10 protein-coding genes and 1 pseudogene are annotated in these 17,863 nt (G+C 34.5%); 4 read left to right on the top strand and 7 right to left on the bottom strand.

The genetic code is table 11. The annotated features are described in order from the left end of the window. The first annotated feature begins 433 nt into the window (after positions 1-433). From H5084_RS06730 to H5084_RS06715, 4 genes and pseudogenes are all read left to right on the top strand, one after another. A complete protein-coding gene (locus H5084_RS06730; RefSeq protein ID WP_182689974.1) occupies positions 434-2,077 on the top strand; it encodes a class I SAM-dependent DNA methyltransferase in 1,644 nt (547 codons plus the stop codon). Then, positions 2,067-3,509 carry a restriction endonuclease subunit S gene (locus H5084_RS06725; RefSeq protein WP_182689973.1) on the top strand — a complete coding sequence of 481 codons (1,443 nt, stop codon included), beginning with the start codon at positions 2,067-2,069 and terminating at the stop codon, positions 3,507-3,509. The genes H5084_RS06730 and H5084_RS06725 overlap by 11 nt, the downstream gene beginning before the upstream one ends. After that, on the top strand, positions 3,509-6,718 hold the full coding sequence (locus tag H5084_RS06720) for a hypothetical protein (protein WP_182689972.1): 3,210 nt from the start codon (positions 3,509-3,511) through the stop codon (positions 6,716-6,718). The genes H5084_RS06725 and H5084_RS06720 overlap by 1 nt, the downstream gene beginning before the upstream one ends. Before the next feature lie 8 nt (positions 6,719-6,726). After that, positions 6,727-10,073 (top strand): annotated as a pseudogene (locus tag H5084_RS06715) (type I restriction endonuclease subunit R). A gap of 1,152 nt (positions 10,074-11,225) precedes the next feature. Here H5084_RS06715 and H5084_RS06710 read toward each other — a convergent pair. The 7 genes from H5084_RS06710 to H5084_RS19695 form a co-directional block, all read right to left on the bottom strand. Next, a complete protein-coding gene (locus H5084_RS06710) occupies positions 11,226-12,428 on the bottom strand; it encodes a tyrosine-type recombinase/integrase (protein WP_182689971.1) in 1,203 nt (400 codons plus the stop codon). Positions 12,429-12,517: 89 nt separating this feature from the next. Then, a complete protein-coding gene (locus H5084_RS06705) occupies positions 12,518-13,876 on the bottom strand; it encodes a DUF5906 domain-containing protein (RefSeq protein ID WP_182689970.1) in 1,359 nt (452 codons plus the stop codon). Further along, on the bottom strand, positions 13,873-14,817 hold the full coding sequence (locus H5084_RS06700; protein ID WP_182689969.1) for a toprim domain-containing protein: 945 nt from the start codon (positions 14,815-14,817) through the stop codon (positions 13,873-13,875). Before H5084_RS06700 ends, H5084_RS06705 begins: the two co-directional genes overlap by 4 nt. Before the next feature lie 234 nt (positions 14,818-15,051). Continuing rightward, positions 15,052-15,312 carry an AlpA family transcriptional regulator gene (locus H5084_RS06695; protein ID WP_259396693.1) on the bottom strand — a complete coding sequence of 87 codons (261 nt, stop codon included), beginning with the start codon at positions 15,310-15,312 and terminating at the stop codon, positions 15,052-15,054. Positions 15,313-15,386: 74 nt separating this feature from the next. Beyond that, positions 15,387-16,118: a hypothetical protein gene (locus H5084_RS06690; RefSeq protein WP_182689968.1), complete on the bottom strand. Its 732-nt coding sequence runs from the start codon at positions 16,116-16,118 to the stop codon at positions 15,387-15,389. 710 nt (positions 16,119-16,828) lie between these two features. Then, a complete protein-coding gene (locus H5084_RS19700) occupies positions 16,829-17,143 on the bottom strand; it encodes a tyrosine-type recombinase/integrase (protein ID WP_310735739.1) in 315 nt (104 codons plus the stop codon). Between the two features lie 84 nt (positions 17,144-17,227). Beyond that, complete coding sequence (locus H5084_RS19695) at positions 17,228-17,845, bottom strand: hypothetical protein (protein ID WP_259396692.1); 618 nt, start codon at positions 17,843-17,845, stop codon at positions 17,228-17,230. Positions 17,846-17,863 lie beyond the last annotated feature (18 nt).

Raw genomic sequence — 17,863 nt, 5'->3', positions numbered from 1 at the left:
TAATATATACCCTTTATTGGCAACTATTATTTATGGGAGCTGTGGTGAATTGATTTATAAAACGATAGTGCTATTCATTTTAAAAACATAATTAAGGGGTTTTTATATAAAAAATGTTACTGAATTTTGTTAATTTTTTATATGGCCTTACAGATTAGTACAATAATGTTTTCTCAAATTACGGCGTTATATTTTTTCCGTTAATATTTTTGATTAATTTGTTATTTACGTAATACAAATTTTGTAAATCGAGGATATGATAATTACCTCCCCGGTAATGTACATATCAATATCCAACTTAAGGCGTATAAAAGCCTGCAACTCATTCATTATTAATCAAATAAAGTGATTTAAAACTCAATAAAATGATTAATGTTTGTTATCATAAATCATCTATTTGTTCTATTAATTATCTGCAATTAAAGAGACCTTCATGACAGCTACAACTAAGAAAAGTCCAACGACAAAAAAAACTAAAATTGGTTTTGAAGAATCCCTTTGGGATGCTGCGAATAAATTGCGTGGTAGTGTTGAATCTGCTGAATACAAGCACATCGTATTAAGCCTTATCTTCCTTAAATTCATTAGTGATAAGTTTGAAGTGCGTAAAAATGCCATTGTTGCAGAGTACGGTAATGAATATATCGATATGGTTGAGTTTTACACCATGGAAAATATCTTTTATTTACCTGAAGACGCACGTTGGTCGTTTATTCAAATGAACGCCAAACAAGATGATATCGCGGTAAAAATCGACTCAGCGTTACATGCCGTAGAAAAAAGCAATAAATCATTGGCAGGCGCATTACCCGATAACTACTTTTCTCGTTTAGGGTTAGATAGCAGTAAACTCTCTGCATTAATCGATACCATTAACAATATCGACACAATCGCTAAAGAAGGTGCCGACAACGCAGAAGAAACTAAAAGCGAAGAAGATTTAGTCGGTCGTGTTTACGAGTACTTTTTAGGTAAATTTGCGGCATCTGAAGGTAAAGGCGGTGGTGAGTTCTACACACCAAAATCCATTGTTACGCTGATTGCCGATATGATTGAACCGTTCTCAGGTAAAATTTATGACCCATGCTGTGGCTCAGGCGGCATGTTCGTGCAATCGCTTAAATTCATTAATAGCCATAACGGCAACCAAAAAAACATCTCTATTTACGGGCAAGAATATACCAATACCACCTATAAACTGGCGAAAATGAACCTTGCCGTACGTGGTATTTCAGGAAATTTAGGCGATGTAGCCGGTGACAGTTTCTTTAAAGACCAGCACCCTGATTTAAAAGCCGATTACATTATGGCAAACCCTCCGTTTAACCAAAAACAGTGGCGAGCAGATAATGAGTTAGTAGACGATGCACGTTGGGCGGGTTACCCAACACCACCAACAGGTAACGCCAACTATGCGTGGATCATGCACATGATTTCAAAACTTAGCGAGCACGGCACCGCTGGTTTTGTATTAGCCAACGGCTCAATGAGTTCAAATACCAGCGGTGAAGGCGACATTCGCCAAAAAATCATCGAAAACGATTTAGTCGATTGTATGATCGCCTTACCGGGGCAACTGTTTTACACCACACAAATTCCCGTGTGTTTATGGTTTATTAGTAAAGACAAACGCGGTAATGATGAAAAAGGCTTATTAAAACGCCGTGACCGACAAGGTGAAACGCTATTTATTGATGCGCGTGAAATGGGCTCGATGGTTAACCGTACCTTAAAAGAATTAACCAATGACGATATTGCCAAAATCACCGAAACTTACCATATTTGGCGTGGTGAAGAATTTGTTGTTGAAAGTGAGGAAGCAAGCGAGAAAGCACAAAAAGAGTACCAAGACATCGCGGGTTACTGTAAATCAGCCACCCTTGCTGAGATGAAAGCCAACGATTATGTATTAACACCCGGTCGATATGTTGGCGCAGCAGATCTTGTTGACGATGGTATTCCCTTTGAAACTAAAATGACAGAACTCAGCCAAACCCTTTATAGCCAAATGAATCAAGCTGAAGCGTTAGATAAAGCGATCCGTAAAAACTTGGAGGCGCTGGGTTATGGGGAATGATAAATTATGTGATATTGCAGATGTAATTGATTCACTTCATAAAACACCACAGTATGTAACCTCAGGAAAACCAATGGTTAGAGTTACTGATGTAAAGTATGGGAGTATTAATCTTGAAAAAACTTTTAAGGTTGATGAGATTGTTTTTGATGAGTTCTCAAAACGTTATCGACCAAGTAAAGGTGACATCATAATAACAAGAGTTGGAAGTTATGGCATAACGGCTTTAGTTGAAGAAACTAATTTTTGTTTGGGTCAGAATACTTCTGCAATAGTTCCTAAAATAAATCCTAGATATCTATATTTAGCAATAAACTCTTCTTTTGTTAAAAACCAAGTAGAGAGTTTAGTTGGTGGTTCGACGCAAAAAACATTAAGTCTAAAAGTTATCAATGGTTTGCTTATTCCTCGGTTTCCTGAGGATGTAGAAGAAAAAATTGCAAATATTGGTGCAAGATTAGATGATAAAATACAATTAAACCAACAAACCAACCAAACCCTAGAAAAAATGGCGCAGACGTTATTCAAAAGCTGGTTTGTTGATTTTGATCCTGTGTTTGATAATGCATTAGCTAAGGCTGATTTTAACCTAGAAGCTCTACCAAGTACGTGGCCTGCAGCATTAGTACAACGTGCAACATTACGCTTACAGGTGTTGCAACATAACCCTGGACTGCAAACAAAACTAACACAGCACAACCTAGCAGAACCTGAAAATAACATAGAGCTGGCACAAGCAGAAAATACCCACCAACACTTCCCAAGCGAGTTTGAACCAACCGACGCCCCCTCAATCGGCATCAACGGCTGGATTCCAAAGGGATGGGAGGTCGTCCCAGTATCAAAAGCGATTCAAGTAAATCCTAGAACAACGTTGCCTAAAGGTACTGTCGCTAAATTTGCAGATATGAAATCAATACCAACCTCAGGCTACATGGTTGATGAAATCATCAAAAAAGAATTTTCTGGAGGTGCAAAATTTAAACAATATGACGTTTTATTAGCCCGCATTACTCCATGTTTACAAAATGGTAAAACAGCATTAGTAGACTTTCTTGCTGATGATGAAGTTGGTTTTGGCTCAACGGAGTTTATTGTTCTTAGGAAAAATAAGAGCATTAGCTACCCGTTCATTGCATGTTTAGCTAGAGAAGAAAACTTTAGGGCTCATTGTATGCAAAGTATGGTTGGTTCTTCTGGTCGTCAACGAGTACAAAATCCGTGTTTTAATGATTATTATCTAGCACTTCCAGAAGAAAGCGTTGTTCTTAATTATTTCACTGAATTTGCTAAACCAAACTTTACTAAAATGATGAGTAATAAACTCGAGACTCAATCTTTAACAAAAATCCGAGAAGCACTTTTGCCAAAATTAATTTCAGGTGAATTACAAATTACGAATGCTCGAATTACAGAAAAAGAGGAATGCTAATGTTTTCTTTTTTTGGGAATTTATTTAAAAATCTCAATTATTATGTAAATAAAGACATTAATGAAACTATTTATAAAAACGAAGCGTTTAAGCAAAATAAATGGAGTTTCTTTGAGGGACAAATTGTTCAATGGTCACAACGATACCTGTTCTATGTCAGCATGCTGTTCTTCTTCTTTGTTTTGCTATCTTCAAATTTATTAGTATGGAAGCCTGAGTTAACAGCATTAGCTTTACCCTTTATCAAAGACAAGAATGCCTTACTCGGCTGGCAACAAATATTTTTGGGTGGTCAATTAACTATCGTTGCGGTTATTTACCCACTTGTTGTTGGTTTGATTGGAGTTCTATTACAAAATACAGCAGGATCTCAAACTATCTTGCCAATTTACCAGAAATACTCTGGTTTTATGTTTTCAGGTTTGAGTGGTTTAGCTTTATCTTTATTTATACTTCTCGGTTACTTTTCCAAGCCTTGGTTAAGCGATTCAAACTACCTAGCTGTGTGTATCTCATCGGCAGTATGGCTATCACTAAACATTCTGCTGACCTCATGGTTTTTTGCTAAAACATTTTCAATATTAGATGCCACGAAACGAGATAACTTAATTATTCGTTACTCGATTAATGAGTTATGTATTAAAGATATAAAGAGCCGCCTAAAAGTTATATTTGTTGAACATTCCTGCCATAAAGGTTTTCTATCCTTCCAAAACAAATCAATTCTAAAAATTGAAAATCATAATTACACAGATGAAGGATATGAAGTTTTAACTGTAAATGTTAACAAACATAAATCACTAAGTAATATTCGATTTTGGTTACTTAAATTAGCAATTCGATTGCAAGTAATGATCCTTTTTTTATTCAGGAAAAAAGGACTGACACTTATTTTTCAACCTTATCGTTTATCTAAGGCGTTAAATGAATTTCATCTTTGCAAAACTAATTTTAAATTAAATTATCTGGTTAAATTTTTGATAAAGGGATCGGTATCATACAAAGCTGTTGATAACCTAAGTGATGAAAGCTTTAAAGCAATGTCAGATGGTTTGTTAGGCTCTGCCATTGACTCTATCAATAACGACAATACGCATGGATTTGAAGTTGCGGTAAATAATTTAATTGCATGGCATATAGAAATATCTTCTAGCTTAGCTTTTATTAATGATCACGGTAAAAAAGACAATTGGATCCTATTACCAAATTCTGGCCTGTTTGGACGTAGTTATTTAAATGAATTGAACACAGAGTATTATAAACTTTCTCGGCTAGCATCAGAGAAAATTATGATTACATCTAGTTACTTCCAAAAAATGTTGACCTTGCATAAAAGGATTAACTCATTTGGTTACGGAGTATCTGCGAGAGAAACGGCTGTGCTCATTGAGGGAAATTATTTACAGTGGCACATATTAGTTGAATGGTATTCAGTGCATCTAAATCAATCAGATATTAGGTTAGCAAATAAATACGAAGAGCTTTTGTACATATTTGTAGGAGCTTGGGAGGACTGGTTAAACTCGATTGAATATAAGTATAAACGTGAAGGAGATATGGAAGAAGCTTATCCTTCCTTCATTTCTCATCTGGGTTTTTCAGCACAAGCTGTTATCTCTGCTTTACGTTTTGAAAACTTTGAAGCCACCAGTTGGGCTATTGATATCTTAAATAACTGGTTAAATAATTTCTCTAAAAAAGACCATTACCATCAAGAATATCAATGGAAAATTGAATTCCTGACAACTGCTCAGCTTACTGTTACTAATAAAGATAATAGATTCTGGAAGAGTATATTGAATGAGCATAAGTATGAACATGTGCCTGCTTTTGAACTTGCATTTAAAAACCTTACAACAGATCTTAGGTTGATCACTGCTTGTTATATTTTATCAAAACCTAAATCAGACCATGAAGGTAAGATTAAGAATCATGTATTAACTCTCCTGTCTGGCCAATGTAAAGATGGTGGTGACTCTGCTGTATCAACTCAATTTACAAATCCAGGCGAGGTGCTTGGTGCATATATTAGACAGGGTGAATATATATCGTCTGATGGAAATAGGCCTTATAAAGATTATTTGTCTTCAGTTATCGAGAAATTTGAAAGAATGGATACGCAGAAAATGGTTTCTGGCCGTTCATATTCTGGCTGGGGGGGGATAGATTCTCCTCTTAGTATGAAACGTGCATACATTGAAATATCACTTTCAATGTCATCAAGCGTTTGGTTTTTGAGCGAACGTTGGTACAAGTTTATTTTATCTGAAATGTTTGCACAAACTTCTCGCTATAATTTAGTTCAAGAACTTAAAGAGTGGATAAAAATAGCTGAGAATATTGAAAGCTCCATCCTATGCGCTGAAGGTCAACTTAGAGTATTTAAAACTAATTTCAAGACGTCTATTGAGAAAATTATAGAAAGGATTGAAAGTGTTAATAATAACCTTCTTGAAAATGCCGAAATTGATGAAAACAAGCTTAATCAATTAGCTTTGTTCGCTTCAAGTCCTTTCTTAAAAATACAATCTCCACAATACCCATTTAGTTTATTCGATAAAGTGAGCAACAAAGATTTTGTTAGCAACGCCACTGCACACAAATTGACGATTAATGGATTTGGCAAAGACAGGGTTGCAGAAGGGATTGATTCAACGTATGTGATTAACGAAGAAAATTGGCTTGCTGATGGGGTAAAAAATCAAGTCGATAAGAGTATCTATCAAAGTGTAATTAATAAAGTCCCATCTGAAGAAGTAGTTTGTGAATCAGTTGAAGTTACATTTGCTCAAATTCGTCGATTAGCATTAGATTTTGAAAAACCAGTTTTGTTTATTTCACACCGTAATTTTGAAAATACGATAAGAAAATACACTTATGATGCAAATAATTCCAGTTTATTTGGCATTGAACTAAGGGATGGTTTTAGTGGGGGATACCTTTGCCATATCGATAATTGTCCTGTCTACAGGTTACCGTTAAGAGAAGGTAAACAGTGTTTAATTACCTCTAGAAACTTGTTTAAGAAGCTTTTGTTTTCACCTGTTGATGAGCTGCAACAAAGATACGTTAATGCATCTTTTGCAGTTTCTGATAATAACATTGAAGGGAAGTTATCCTTAACATTCTTTATGGAAATACAGTTGAGTAATGATCAATGTATTCAACTAAATCTGACATTTGATAATGAAGCTATTCAATATAATTAAGGTAGAAAATGAAATTCACTGAAGCTAAATTAGAAGAAGCGATTATTGAACTCTTAGGTGAGCAAGGTTACCCACACAGTAAAGGTGGAGAGCATCCGTTATTAATTGATGGTGTGCGTACTCAATCTGAGGTGTTGATTAAAGCAGATCTACAAGCCTTTCTAGCGAAGCGCTATCAAAGCGCGGGTATAACTGACGGTGAAATTGAATCGATTATTCGCAAGTTAGAAACCCTGCCTGCCAGTGATTTATACGACAGCAATAAAACGTTTTGTAAGTGGTTGAGTGATGGTTTTTTATTAAAGCGTGAATCTGCTAGTACCGCGGGCAGTGCTTCTCAAAAAGATTTGTATATTCAACTGCTTGATTACGACAATGTCGAAGCGTCAGTTAAACAATCATTATTTCCTGATGCTGTTAATGCTAACTTTGTTGATTCTACAGCCGATCAAAAAACGTTAAAGGTAGCCGAAGATAATGTGGCTTACTTAGCGGATGCTAAAGCAAGCAAGGCTACAGATGACGGCAATATCTATCGGGTCGTTAGTCAGTTAGAAATTGTCGGAGCAACGGGTGAAAAGCGTATTCCTGATGCGATTTTGTATATTAATGGTTTACCGCTCGTTGTATTTGAGTTTAAAAGTGCGATACGCGAAAAAGCCCCAATATTTGAAGCCTTTGAACAGTTAACTATCCGTTATCGTCGTGCTATCCCTCAACTATTTGTATTTAATACCTTGTGTGTGATCAGTGATGGCGTGAATAATAAAATGGGGAACTTGTTTGCCCCTTATCAATTCTTTTACTCTTGGGGCAAAGTGACTGGCCAAGAGTTGGTGGCTGAAGATGGCATAAACTCGTTACATACTATGCTTCAAGGTTTATTTGATAAAGCGCGTTTACGTGATGTGATGCGCCACTTTGTCTTTTTCCCTGATACCAGTAAAAAAGAGATAAAAATTGTACCGCGCTATCCACAATATTATGCGGCTAAAAAGCTATTCGAAAATATCAAAACCCATCAAAAACCAATGGGGGACGGTAAGGGGGGACTTACTTTGGTGCAACGGGGTGTGGTAAGAGTTATACCATGCAGTTTTTATCGCGATTGTTGATGAAAAGTGTCGATTTTAAAAGCCCAACGATTATTTTAATCACTGACCGAACCGATTTAGACGACCAGCTATCGCAACAGTTTGGTAATGCTAAAACCTACATTGGTGACAATACTATTACCACTATCACTAGCCGTAGCCATTTACGTGAGTTATTAAAAGATCGTAACAGTGGTGGTTTGTTTTTAACGACCATTCATAAATTTACTGAAGATGCAGAGCTATTAACGGATCGCTGTAATGTTATTTGTATTTCCGATGAAGCGCACCGTAGCCAAGTCAATTTAGATCAAAAAGTGACAGTGACAGACACTGGTGTTAAGAAGACCTACGGCTTTGCAAAATACCTGCACGACTCTTTACCTAATGCTACTTATGTTGGTTTTACCGGTACACCGGTTGATGCCACCTTAGATGTGTTTGGTCAGGTTGTTGATTCTTACACTATGACGGAGTCAGTAAAAGATGAAATTACAGTGCGTATTGTTTACGAAGGACGCGCTGCGAAAGTGTGTCTTAACAATAATAAACTAAAAGAAATTGAGCAGTATTATAAAGACTGTGAAGCAGTCGGTAGTAATGAATTACAGATAGAAGAGAGTAAAAAAGCAACCGCTAATATGAATTCGATATTAGGCGACCCCGACCGCATTAGTGCAATAGCAAAAGACTTTGTCGAGCATTATGACAAACGTGTTGAAGAAGGCTCCACGGTCGTTGGTAAGGCAATGTTTGTCTGTAGTTCACGTGGCATTGCTTATCAACTATACCAAGAGCTCGAAACGTTACGCCCAACTTGGTTTGAAAAAGTAGATACAGATAATGCCAGTGAGTTATCTGACATTGAACGTAAACGAGCTATTAGCGAAGGACGCATTGCAGCCCCTTCTGAACGGGTGAAAATGATCATGACCCGTGGTAAAGATGATGTAGCACGTTTGTATCACTTACTTGGTGGAAAAGACGAACGTAAGGCCTTAGATACACAGTTTAAAAATAAAAATTCTAATTTTAAAATCGCGATAGTGGTTGATATGTGGCTAACCGGTTTTGATGTGCCATTTTTAGATACCATGTATATCGATAAGCCCATTCAAAAACACAGTTTAATTCAAACTATTTCTCGTGTTAATCGTCAGTTTGAAGGTAAAGATAAAGGCTTGGTTGTTGATTATATTGGTATTAAATCAGCCATGAATAAAGCGTTGGCCCAATACTCTAAAACCGATGAAACCAATTTTGAGGATGTTAAAGCCTCTATTATTGAAGTTAAAAATCACCTCGCTTTGTTAAAAGATGCTTTTCACACATTCGATGCTACTCCGTATTTTACTGGCCAAGCGGTCGCGCAGTTAAACTGTTTAAATCATGCGGCTGAATTTGTATTAGTGACTGAAAAACGTAAAAAACGCTTCATTGATATAGTGAAACGTTTAAAAGCCGCTTATGACGTTTGTTGTGGTAGCGAGAAAATAAACGAAGAGGAGCGTAATCATATCCACTTCTATTTAGCCATTCGCTCTATTGTTTTTAAACTCAGTACTGGCGTTGTGCCCGACGCAGCGCAGATGAATGCCAAGGTACGTGAAATGCTTTCTGAAGCATTACAAAGTGATGGTGTAGAAGAGATCTTTAAACTGGGTAATGAAAGTGGTGGTGAGATTGATATTTTCAATGATGACTATATTGCTAAAATTGAAAAAATTAAACTGCCAAATACTAAAATTAAGATATTACAGCAATTGTTAGCTAAGGCGATTGGCGAATTAAAAAAAGTAAACCAAGTACAAGGTACTGATTTCACTAAACGTTTTGAAGCATTAGTTGAACGCTATAACGAACGCAAAGAAGATGATGTATTAGTGAGTGAAGTCTTAGAAGAGTTCTCTGACAGTATGGTTGACCTAATCTACGGCGTGCGTGATGAGATGAATGCTGGCGATGAGTTAGGTATTGATATCGAAGAAAAAGCCTTTTATGACGCATTAAAAACCTTAGCTGTTCGGTATGACTTTGATTATCCAGAAGACAAACTTATTGAGTTGGCTAAAGCGGTAAAAGTTATTGTCGATAATAAAGCTAAGTTTACAGACTGGAATCACCGTGATGATATCAAAGCGGCTTTAAAAGTAGAGTTGATATTAATACTAGCCAAGTTTGGTTACCCACCGGTAAGCCGTGATGAAGTTTATAAAGAGATATTTGAGCAAGCAGAGGCGGTTAAGGCTAGAGGAGCTTAATCATGAATGTTTGTAGATACTATTTATTCACAAGAAGTTGTTACAGAACTGTCAGGTGAAGAGCTTTGTAAACGTCTATTTGAATGTTGGTATCTAATGAGAAAATAGAAGTTTGGGGGCTAGTTATGATGAGGAGTGAGCCCGGAATTAAAAAGGTAAAGACTATATTTGAAAATAGGGAAATTAGTTATTCAATTCAAACTCGTCAAAATATTGATAACGGAGTTTATGTTGGTCCAGGATATGCCATTGAATAAGAATGATGTAATAATTGATGAAAAAGCCAGCTATACCTCCGACACTATCTATGGTGAGGTCTATGACCTTCATTTAGTACAACTCAATACAAAAATTAAAGAAAAGCTCTGTAAATAATATGGCACAATATAAGCTTTTTAAAGCTACATCATGACTTGTATAAAGTGATCACTTTTGGATAACATCTTTCTAACAAATTCTCCTTTAATTATTATTTTTACTATGTTTTATATTAAAGCTCAGTTCAACATTATTTTAAATTAAGTCAGATCCATTAAGCTACGACGATGTCTAACCAAGGTTAAATTAATTAATCAAGCTCTAAGATGAACATAGGATTTTATTTTTATCTCATTAGCTAGAAACCTCTTTTTAGCTAATGAGATAGATTGTTTTAGAATTTATCACCTAAGACAATACTCAAATTACTATTAAAATTGGCCTGTAAATACAGTGAAATGTTGCTCTATTATTTATTTTTCAACAAGTTCTATTAAAGTGTGTTTTTGGAGATTAAGTATATAAATACAAAATTTTAGAGTAACCAAAATAAAATAATGTAAGTGGTTAAAAAGAGACCGTTTTTTAGTGTGATTTACATAAAATCAATTAGATGTATGTTTTTTTATTAAAGGAAGTAAAAACATACGAGGAAAAATGAGCTGTGTAGAGGGGACGCAATTTTTAAAGTGATCACTTAATCTTTAGCGTGATAAACAAAGTACTCATACTAAAAATAGATAAAAATTCTATTTAAAGTTGTTTATTTGTATGCTTTGTATATTTTTAGTTCGCAGATGATTGAATGTGCTGTTTTTTAATAAGTGAGAGTGATCACTTTGGCTATGTACAGTGATCACTTTATAAATTAAAGTTTATGGTTATTTAAGTTTTTCATTTTATTGAGAGACTTAGTATTCCAGGTTGAAAGTCATTCAGCCAGGTATGATATTTATCCAAAGCTTGTCTCTTTAGTATCGGAACCGTTGTGTGTATGTAAGTCTCACTTAATATTCCTCTTCTATGGTTTATCATCATTTCTGCTACTTCAGAATCAACACCTAATTCTAGTAATTTACTTCTAAATATTTTTCTTAATGATCGACTCGTCCAGTTGTTTAAACTAACTTTTTGTACCATCGAATGGCTTTTCTTTGCACTTACTGGTTTTCTTTTGGCTATACCAGGAAACAAATACACCCCTTTATATCGCCTCTTGCATTGGTATTTACGATATTGCTGCAATAGTTTTACTATCTTGTCGGTTATTGGCACTGTTAATTCATCTCCATTTTTAGTGATTTTACCAGGGATATGTAGAGTGTTAGATTGAAAGCAAAAGTAATCCCATTTAAGTTGCCTTGTTTCTCCTATACGGGTTCCATGAGCCAACATTAATATTATTAAACATTGTATTGAAGGTTTTTGGTCCTTTATGTTCTTATGAACTTCATCTAATTGAGTCGCTCTTAGACGTGTTGGTTCAGCTACTATTTTCTCTTTAATAAAATCAGAGAACTTTAAAGCGACGAGTTCATGGGCTTCAATTAGTTTTAAAAACATAGCTTTGGTAAAAAGTTGTTTAAGAATATTCCAAACAGATCGCATTGTTGAGTTTTGCAAAGTGCTTTGCATCGGCCAAAAAAATTTAGACTCCAAAGTTTCTCTGTTTATCGCCGTTATCTGTAAATCCCCAATTAATGGGATAATATGACGAGTAATAGCCCATTTAATGGTGTCTTTCCGTAGATTGGAAATAGATGCATTCGTTTTACTTCTTTGTAAGTACCAATTAGCTAACGAATCAACGCTTGCAAAGAAGCTACTAATAGCGCTATCCGGATTGAGAGTGAATTTAACCTGATAGGTGCTTAAGTTAGCTTGAATATCTGAAAAACTTAAAATAGGCCAGTTTGCTATTTTTTTAAAATAACTTTTACCTTGGGCTCTTTGGACAAAGTACCAAGATGCTTTCTCTCTATTCTTATGAAATCTTAAGCGAAGCGGGTAGCGGGGGTCTCTAAGTTCAAAAAAGTCAGTTTCAAATTGCATCTTTTTGATTGTATTATTTGAGTACTTTATAACTTTAGTTTTCATTATTTATCCTTTTATTCTAATTACCAACAGCAATCGGTAATGATCTATTAGTAATCATTGCTGTTAACTTTCATTTAGCTTGCTTTAACTTAAAATAAATCTTTGTCGGTTAAGCCGTGCTCTTCTGCAAAAGTTCTACGTAATATTTTAATGTTTGGAGTTTCATAATAAATACCTCCGTTTCGGTCTGCTCTTAATCCTATTTTTTTAAAACCTAGTTTTATTAGCTTTTTAGCTAATAAAGAGCGGGCGGCTCTATCTTTTACTTTTAAACCTTTGTTATCTTGATATTCAGCTGTTTTGATCCATTCAATAAACCTTTTCATTAAAATAGTCGAAGGTGTTCTTTTTTCATTATTAAAAGGTGACTGGGTATTTAGCTCTTCATAGAAATATTCGTCCACCATGCTGAAATTTGAAATTTTTTGTTCTATTAGTTCCCTCGTCATCGGAGCGTTAAATGGATCAAAATTAGTTAGGTCCATATTTAATAAGTAATGTAAGAATGCACTTGTAAACTCTTCATTATTTATTAATCTATTAAATTCTTTCCAATATTCTTTATCATTAGCCTTTTCAGAACTTGCTTCAATTAATAAAAATCGTCTTTCCCTTTTACCTGCAGGAAACACTTCTTCATGATTACTCGCAAATATAAATCTAGCTAGATTTGCCATTGGTTCTGCCTCTACACCTTTTTTTTCTAATTGGCATATAGGTTCGGAAATAAGCCCCTTTATTTTGTCAAAAGTATCACTACTCATTAAGTTTACTTCATCAGCAAAAATCAATAATTTAGATATTAAAATACTATTAAAGTTACGTGTTACTAGTTGAGAGCCATTGATTTGACCTGCATGGACCCCTAGTATTTTTTGTAATAAGCGAAATAAGCTGCCTTTACCTGTGCCTTCAACTGATTTTAGGAATATAGCGACGGTCGGTTTTTTATCAGGGTGTTGGAATATATGTGCCAACCACTGAATAAAATAATGACCAGCATCTTGATTACCATTACACAAAATATTTTTTATGTGTTGAATGATAAAAGTACAGTCACCTTGCTTTGACTTGCACTTCCAATTCTCGAATAAGTTGTAGCAGCCTTTTGGAGATTTGGCTCTATCAGGGTAAAAACCAATACCATTTTCATAAAAGGCTTTGTGTTCCCAGTGTGTCCATGCGGTCCCACGGTTCATGTTAGCTACGGTTGATTTATGAGTAAAATAATTGTGAAAACTTTGAATAGGTCCAAAAGCTAGTTTTGTACCATTAATTGAACAATCAACTTTTGCTACGATTAAATGTTTACCTCCGATGATTACATGGGCATATTTATTATTTAATTCATTAAGGGTGGCAATTTCATTGTCTGTTAATATTCTTCCTTTTATCATTGAAATTTTTGGAGTATCACTATTGGTTATTATTTTTATAGGCCCATTCATTTACTGATATCCTTAGCTACATTTCTTAGGTATTTAGCTACCTTACTAAGGCCATTCATACGAGCTAAATCGTTGAAATCTGATCCGTCTTGATTCTTGCTAAAGTAAGGGTAGATAAGTAGGAGTGAGTTTAAATAAGCAGATTCCTGACCTTTTTCTAATCCGATATTTTTTGTGTTTTTAAAATCGTTATCTGCAGCAATAATAATATTCAATTGATTAAGTCCATTCGCTTTTAGTGATGATATAACTGGTGATAAGTTAGATGCGTTGAAAGCAATGATTACACCTAACTTTGTTGCTTCGTGTATAGTTGAACCTGTTGCATAACCTTCACAAATAAATACAGTATTTTTTAGTTCACCTATCACCATGAAACAACCCTTTACTCGGCCACCTGATTTAAATGATTTTTGACCAGTAGGGCCAATAAACTGAATACTTACAAGTTCATTTTGTGCATTCATAATTGGAACGAGTAAACGCTCACCAAGTTGTCGAATACCATAAGCTCTTATTTTTTTGTCAAGTAAGTAGGGGTGGTTCACGTCTATTAACTGACTTGCTTTACTCCAGATTTTTCCACAGTCTACTGCAGCATCATGTTGAACTTTGATACGATGTTGCTCTAAACGTTCTATTGATTTCTGACGTTGTTGCTTGAAAGTAGTGAGCTCTTTCTTACTTATTTTATTAGCCGTTTTAGCCCTCCAAGTCGAAGTTAGCCCTGTTTTCCAACTTCCAAAGGAGCCTGCTGCGAAAGCTCCTCCAAATAAAACATACCAACCATTCTTAGATCCTGTTTTATCTCCTTTTATTCTAAAACGTTCTAACTGACCATTAGCTTCAACATTTAAAGGTTGATGAGCTTCGATTCCCATATTTACCATTGCAGTGATAAATTCATTATGAACTCTGCATTTAATATCAATAGTTGTCATAGCAAGCCCCTGTATTTTTTAATAAAAGGGTAAGTATATTGACAATTAAAAAGACTATCGTTGAACGATTAGGTACTGAAAGTAATAAATAACTTCTAATATCTTTTTGTAAAATTGTGTATATAGGTTTATTAATGTTAGAGTTAAACTTAAACGTTGTGCAGACGTTAATAATTAATTGAGCTATCCTGACTTTTGTTGGAATAGCTTTTTTTATATAAAGCATATCCTTCCTTAAGCTAGGTTTTGACGTTGTTGAACTAAATCAAGAACTAGTGTTTTTATTTCTGATTCAGTTTTACCTGAAATCATTGCTTTTAAAACAGTATCTATTTCACTTTCTACATAAGCTTTTGCTCGTCCTCCTAAACTAATTGGTGGGGTTATTAATCCTTGTGAAACTCGATCATAGAAACTTGATTTTGCTAATCCGAAACGTTTAGCCGCTTCAAGCATTCGGATTACATTTAATGGTTGGGTTTGTTGCTCGTACATTGTTGGATCCCCTTGGTCTTATTGAATTTATAAGGGGATATTAGATGGCTGGAAATTATTAAACTACCCAATACTTAAGTGTTAGGTAATTGCTTTTTGGATTCTAAATATGATGGAAAACCAAAATGTAAGTATGCATTTTTTACATGCTCATCAACTGTATTTTTATTTGGCTCACCCACGATATTTGCTTTTGTCTGCTCTTCTTTATCTTGAAAATGTTCAATAAATCTATTTCTTATTTCAGCAGTTACTTTACGTGCACACATATTATTATTTAATTTTTCTGGATATTCTTCAGCGTATTTATTTGTAATTTTAATAGCTACTTTTGTTAAATATTCAAACTTATTTTTGTTTTTATCACCTTTAGATTTGTTATTTTTTATACGCTTTTTAATTCGCTGGTCAGCTGCAACAAAAACTTTTAAGGTTAACTCTAGTTGCTCGTTTAACTCTGATATTTCAGATTTTTGCTTTAAGGTATCAACCTTAGTTTTAGCTTCTGAATTTAAAGTATTGGTTTGTTGTTGGTATTGAATAGTAATAATTTTTGTATTAATTTCATCTTGTTGAGTTAATATCTTGATCAAGACGATCATAATCATTTGTAATTGCTGTTTACCTTCATCTGTATCGTTTTTAAGTAATTTTTTGTATCTCTTTTGGTATTTATTAATTACAACTCTTCGACGATTACTTTCAAGTATTAAATCTTTAATTATAGCTGAAAAGTCTTGAGCATTGGTTACACTGCGTAAACCATCTGAGGTGTTTAAAGGTAAACATTTATTGTCAGTTGTCATTATTAATCTCATCCAAATATTAAATATTGCATAATACAATGGAGTCTAAGTAGTTCGACAGGAGTTTTATAAGTGCTTGAACAATTATTATTTAGTAAATGAAGAGCTATTAATGATTTTTTTATGGTTTGAAATCTTTCAATTATTATTTGTGGTACACCTAAAAAGAACTTGAAAATTGCTTTAAAAGCACTAGTACCAGTTTAAAGTGTTGATTTTATTTATTTATAAATAGAGTGGTAGTGATGGTATAGGTAATTTTGTTTTTTATTTTGCATAAAAATAGATAGGTTAAAATAACGTAGAAGTAAAAATCGTTATTGATATATGTTGATCACAATAAGTTGAAAATATTTAATATTAATCTTTTGAATGCTTTTGAGTGTAAAAAATATATATGTTATACGAGGTTAATAAGAATAAAGGGTTAATTTTTTAAATATAACTCTTGTTTTTTCCTATTGATAACTTTAATTTTCATCATGTTTATCTATTATTTAATTAAGATAAACAACTTTATTTTTAATAATGACTTTTATTTTAACTAGTACTGCATCTAGTTCCTTAAAAATTACGTTATTGTATTTTACTTACTTATCAATTGCTTATATTCATTGTTAGGCTTCCCCCATCACCACATTAAAGGCTCTGTAATCAATAGGTTACAGAGCCTTTTTCTTTTTTATGTCCACATTATGTCCATAGAGTTTTTAGATGTTATCTTTTTCTATCGTAGAAAGTGGGTTTAATCTGATCGCATCTTCTAAATGTGCAGGGGAGAAGTGGGCATATTTCATTGTGTCTGTAATGCTGGCATGGCCAAGTATTTGCTGTAATACTAATATGTTCCCACCGTTCATCATAAAGTGACTTGCAAACGTATGCCTGAGTACATGAGTCGATTGCCCTTTGGGAAGTTTTACCTTTGCTTTTTCTATGGCCATTCTGAATGATTTAATACAGTTGCTAAATAAACGACCTGAGTTTCGTGGTAGCTCATTATAGAGTTCTTCACTAATTGGCACTGCTCTGCGTTTGTTGCCTTTTGTATGGATAAAAGTGACACGGTAAGGTGTTAGTTGTGACCCTGTTAATAATTCAGCTTCACCTCATCGGCACCCCGTAGAAATGCATATTTTTGATATTAGATAAGCATCATAGTTTCGGCCATTCTTTAATTCTTCAAATACACATACTATTTCATCTGGGTGTAGAAGCCCCATTTCAGGCTGCTTATATTTCAGGGCTCGCAGTTCTGTTAACGGATTACCATGTTCCCACTCACCTAATCGCTTTAACTCATTAAAAAGGGCGCTTAAATAGGTCTGGTCATTATTTGCTGTTTTGATTGATACGTCTTGTATACGTAATTGACGATATTTAGAAAAATCACTTGCAGTAATGTTTTTAGCAATAGGGTTGTGCATCATTAATGACATGGCGAGTAGTTTATTTTTTCTTTTCTTACCGTCATTGAGTGCTTGACCATGAAGGTTAAACCAAAGCTCGATCAATTCATCTAATCTACGATTGTCAGATTTCACAGGCATCCAAGACTTATCATCAGCTTGAGCGAGCGTGTATTGTAGAAACCGCTTCGCTTCTCCTTGAGTCTCAAAGCATTTGCGTATTCGAGGGCCTTTTGCCCCATGTGGTCGGCAGTCGACTAAGTAAGTGCTGTTAGGTTGTTTTTTACTGACAAATGTTGATATCCATAAATTTTTCATTCAGAGTTTGTATAGTAT

Source organism: Psychromonas sp. SR45-3 (assembly GCF_014163575.1).
Taxonomy (GTDB): Bacteria; Pseudomonadota; Gammaproteobacteria; order Enterobacterales; family Psychromonadaceae; genus Psychromonas; species Psychromonas arctica.
This window is presented reverse-complemented; position numbering and strand designations above follow the sequence as displayed.

Excerpts from the sequence above, each read along its gene's own strand:
- H5084_RS06730 (WP_182689974.1), top strand. The coding sequence starts at position 434 with ATGACAGCTACAACTAAGAAAAGTCCAACGACAAAAAAAACTAAAATT.
- H5084_RS06725 (WP_182689973.1), top strand. The coding sequence starts at position 2,067 with ATGGGGAATGATAAATTATGTGATATTGCAGATGTAATTGATTCACTT.
- H5084_RS06720 (WP_182689972.1), top strand. The coding sequence starts at position 3,509 with ATGTTTTCTTTTTTTGGGAATTTATTTAAAAATCTCAATTATTATGTA.
- H5084_RS06710 (WP_182689971.1), bottom strand. The coding sequence starts at position 12,428 with ATGAAAACTAAAGTTATAAAGTACTCAAATAATACAATCAAAAAGATG.
- H5084_RS06705 (WP_182689970.1), bottom strand. The coding sequence starts at position 13,876 with ATGAATGGGCCTATAAAAATAATAACCAATAGTGATACTCCAAAAATT.
- H5084_RS06700 (WP_182689969.1), bottom strand. The coding sequence starts at position 14,817 with ATGACAACTATTGATATTAAATGCAGAGTTCATAATGAATTTATCACT.
- H5084_RS06695 (WP_259396693.1), bottom strand. The coding sequence starts at position 15,312 with ATGTACGAGCAACAAACCCAACCATTAAATGTAATCCGAATGCTTGAA.
- H5084_RS06690 (WP_182689968.1), bottom strand. The coding sequence starts at position 16,118 with ATGACAACTGACAATAAATGTTTACCTTTAAACACCTCAGATGGTTTA.
- H5084_RS19695 (WP_259396692.1), bottom strand. The coding sequence starts at position 17,845 with ATGAAAAATTTATGGATATCAACATTTGTCAGTAAAAAACAACCTAAC.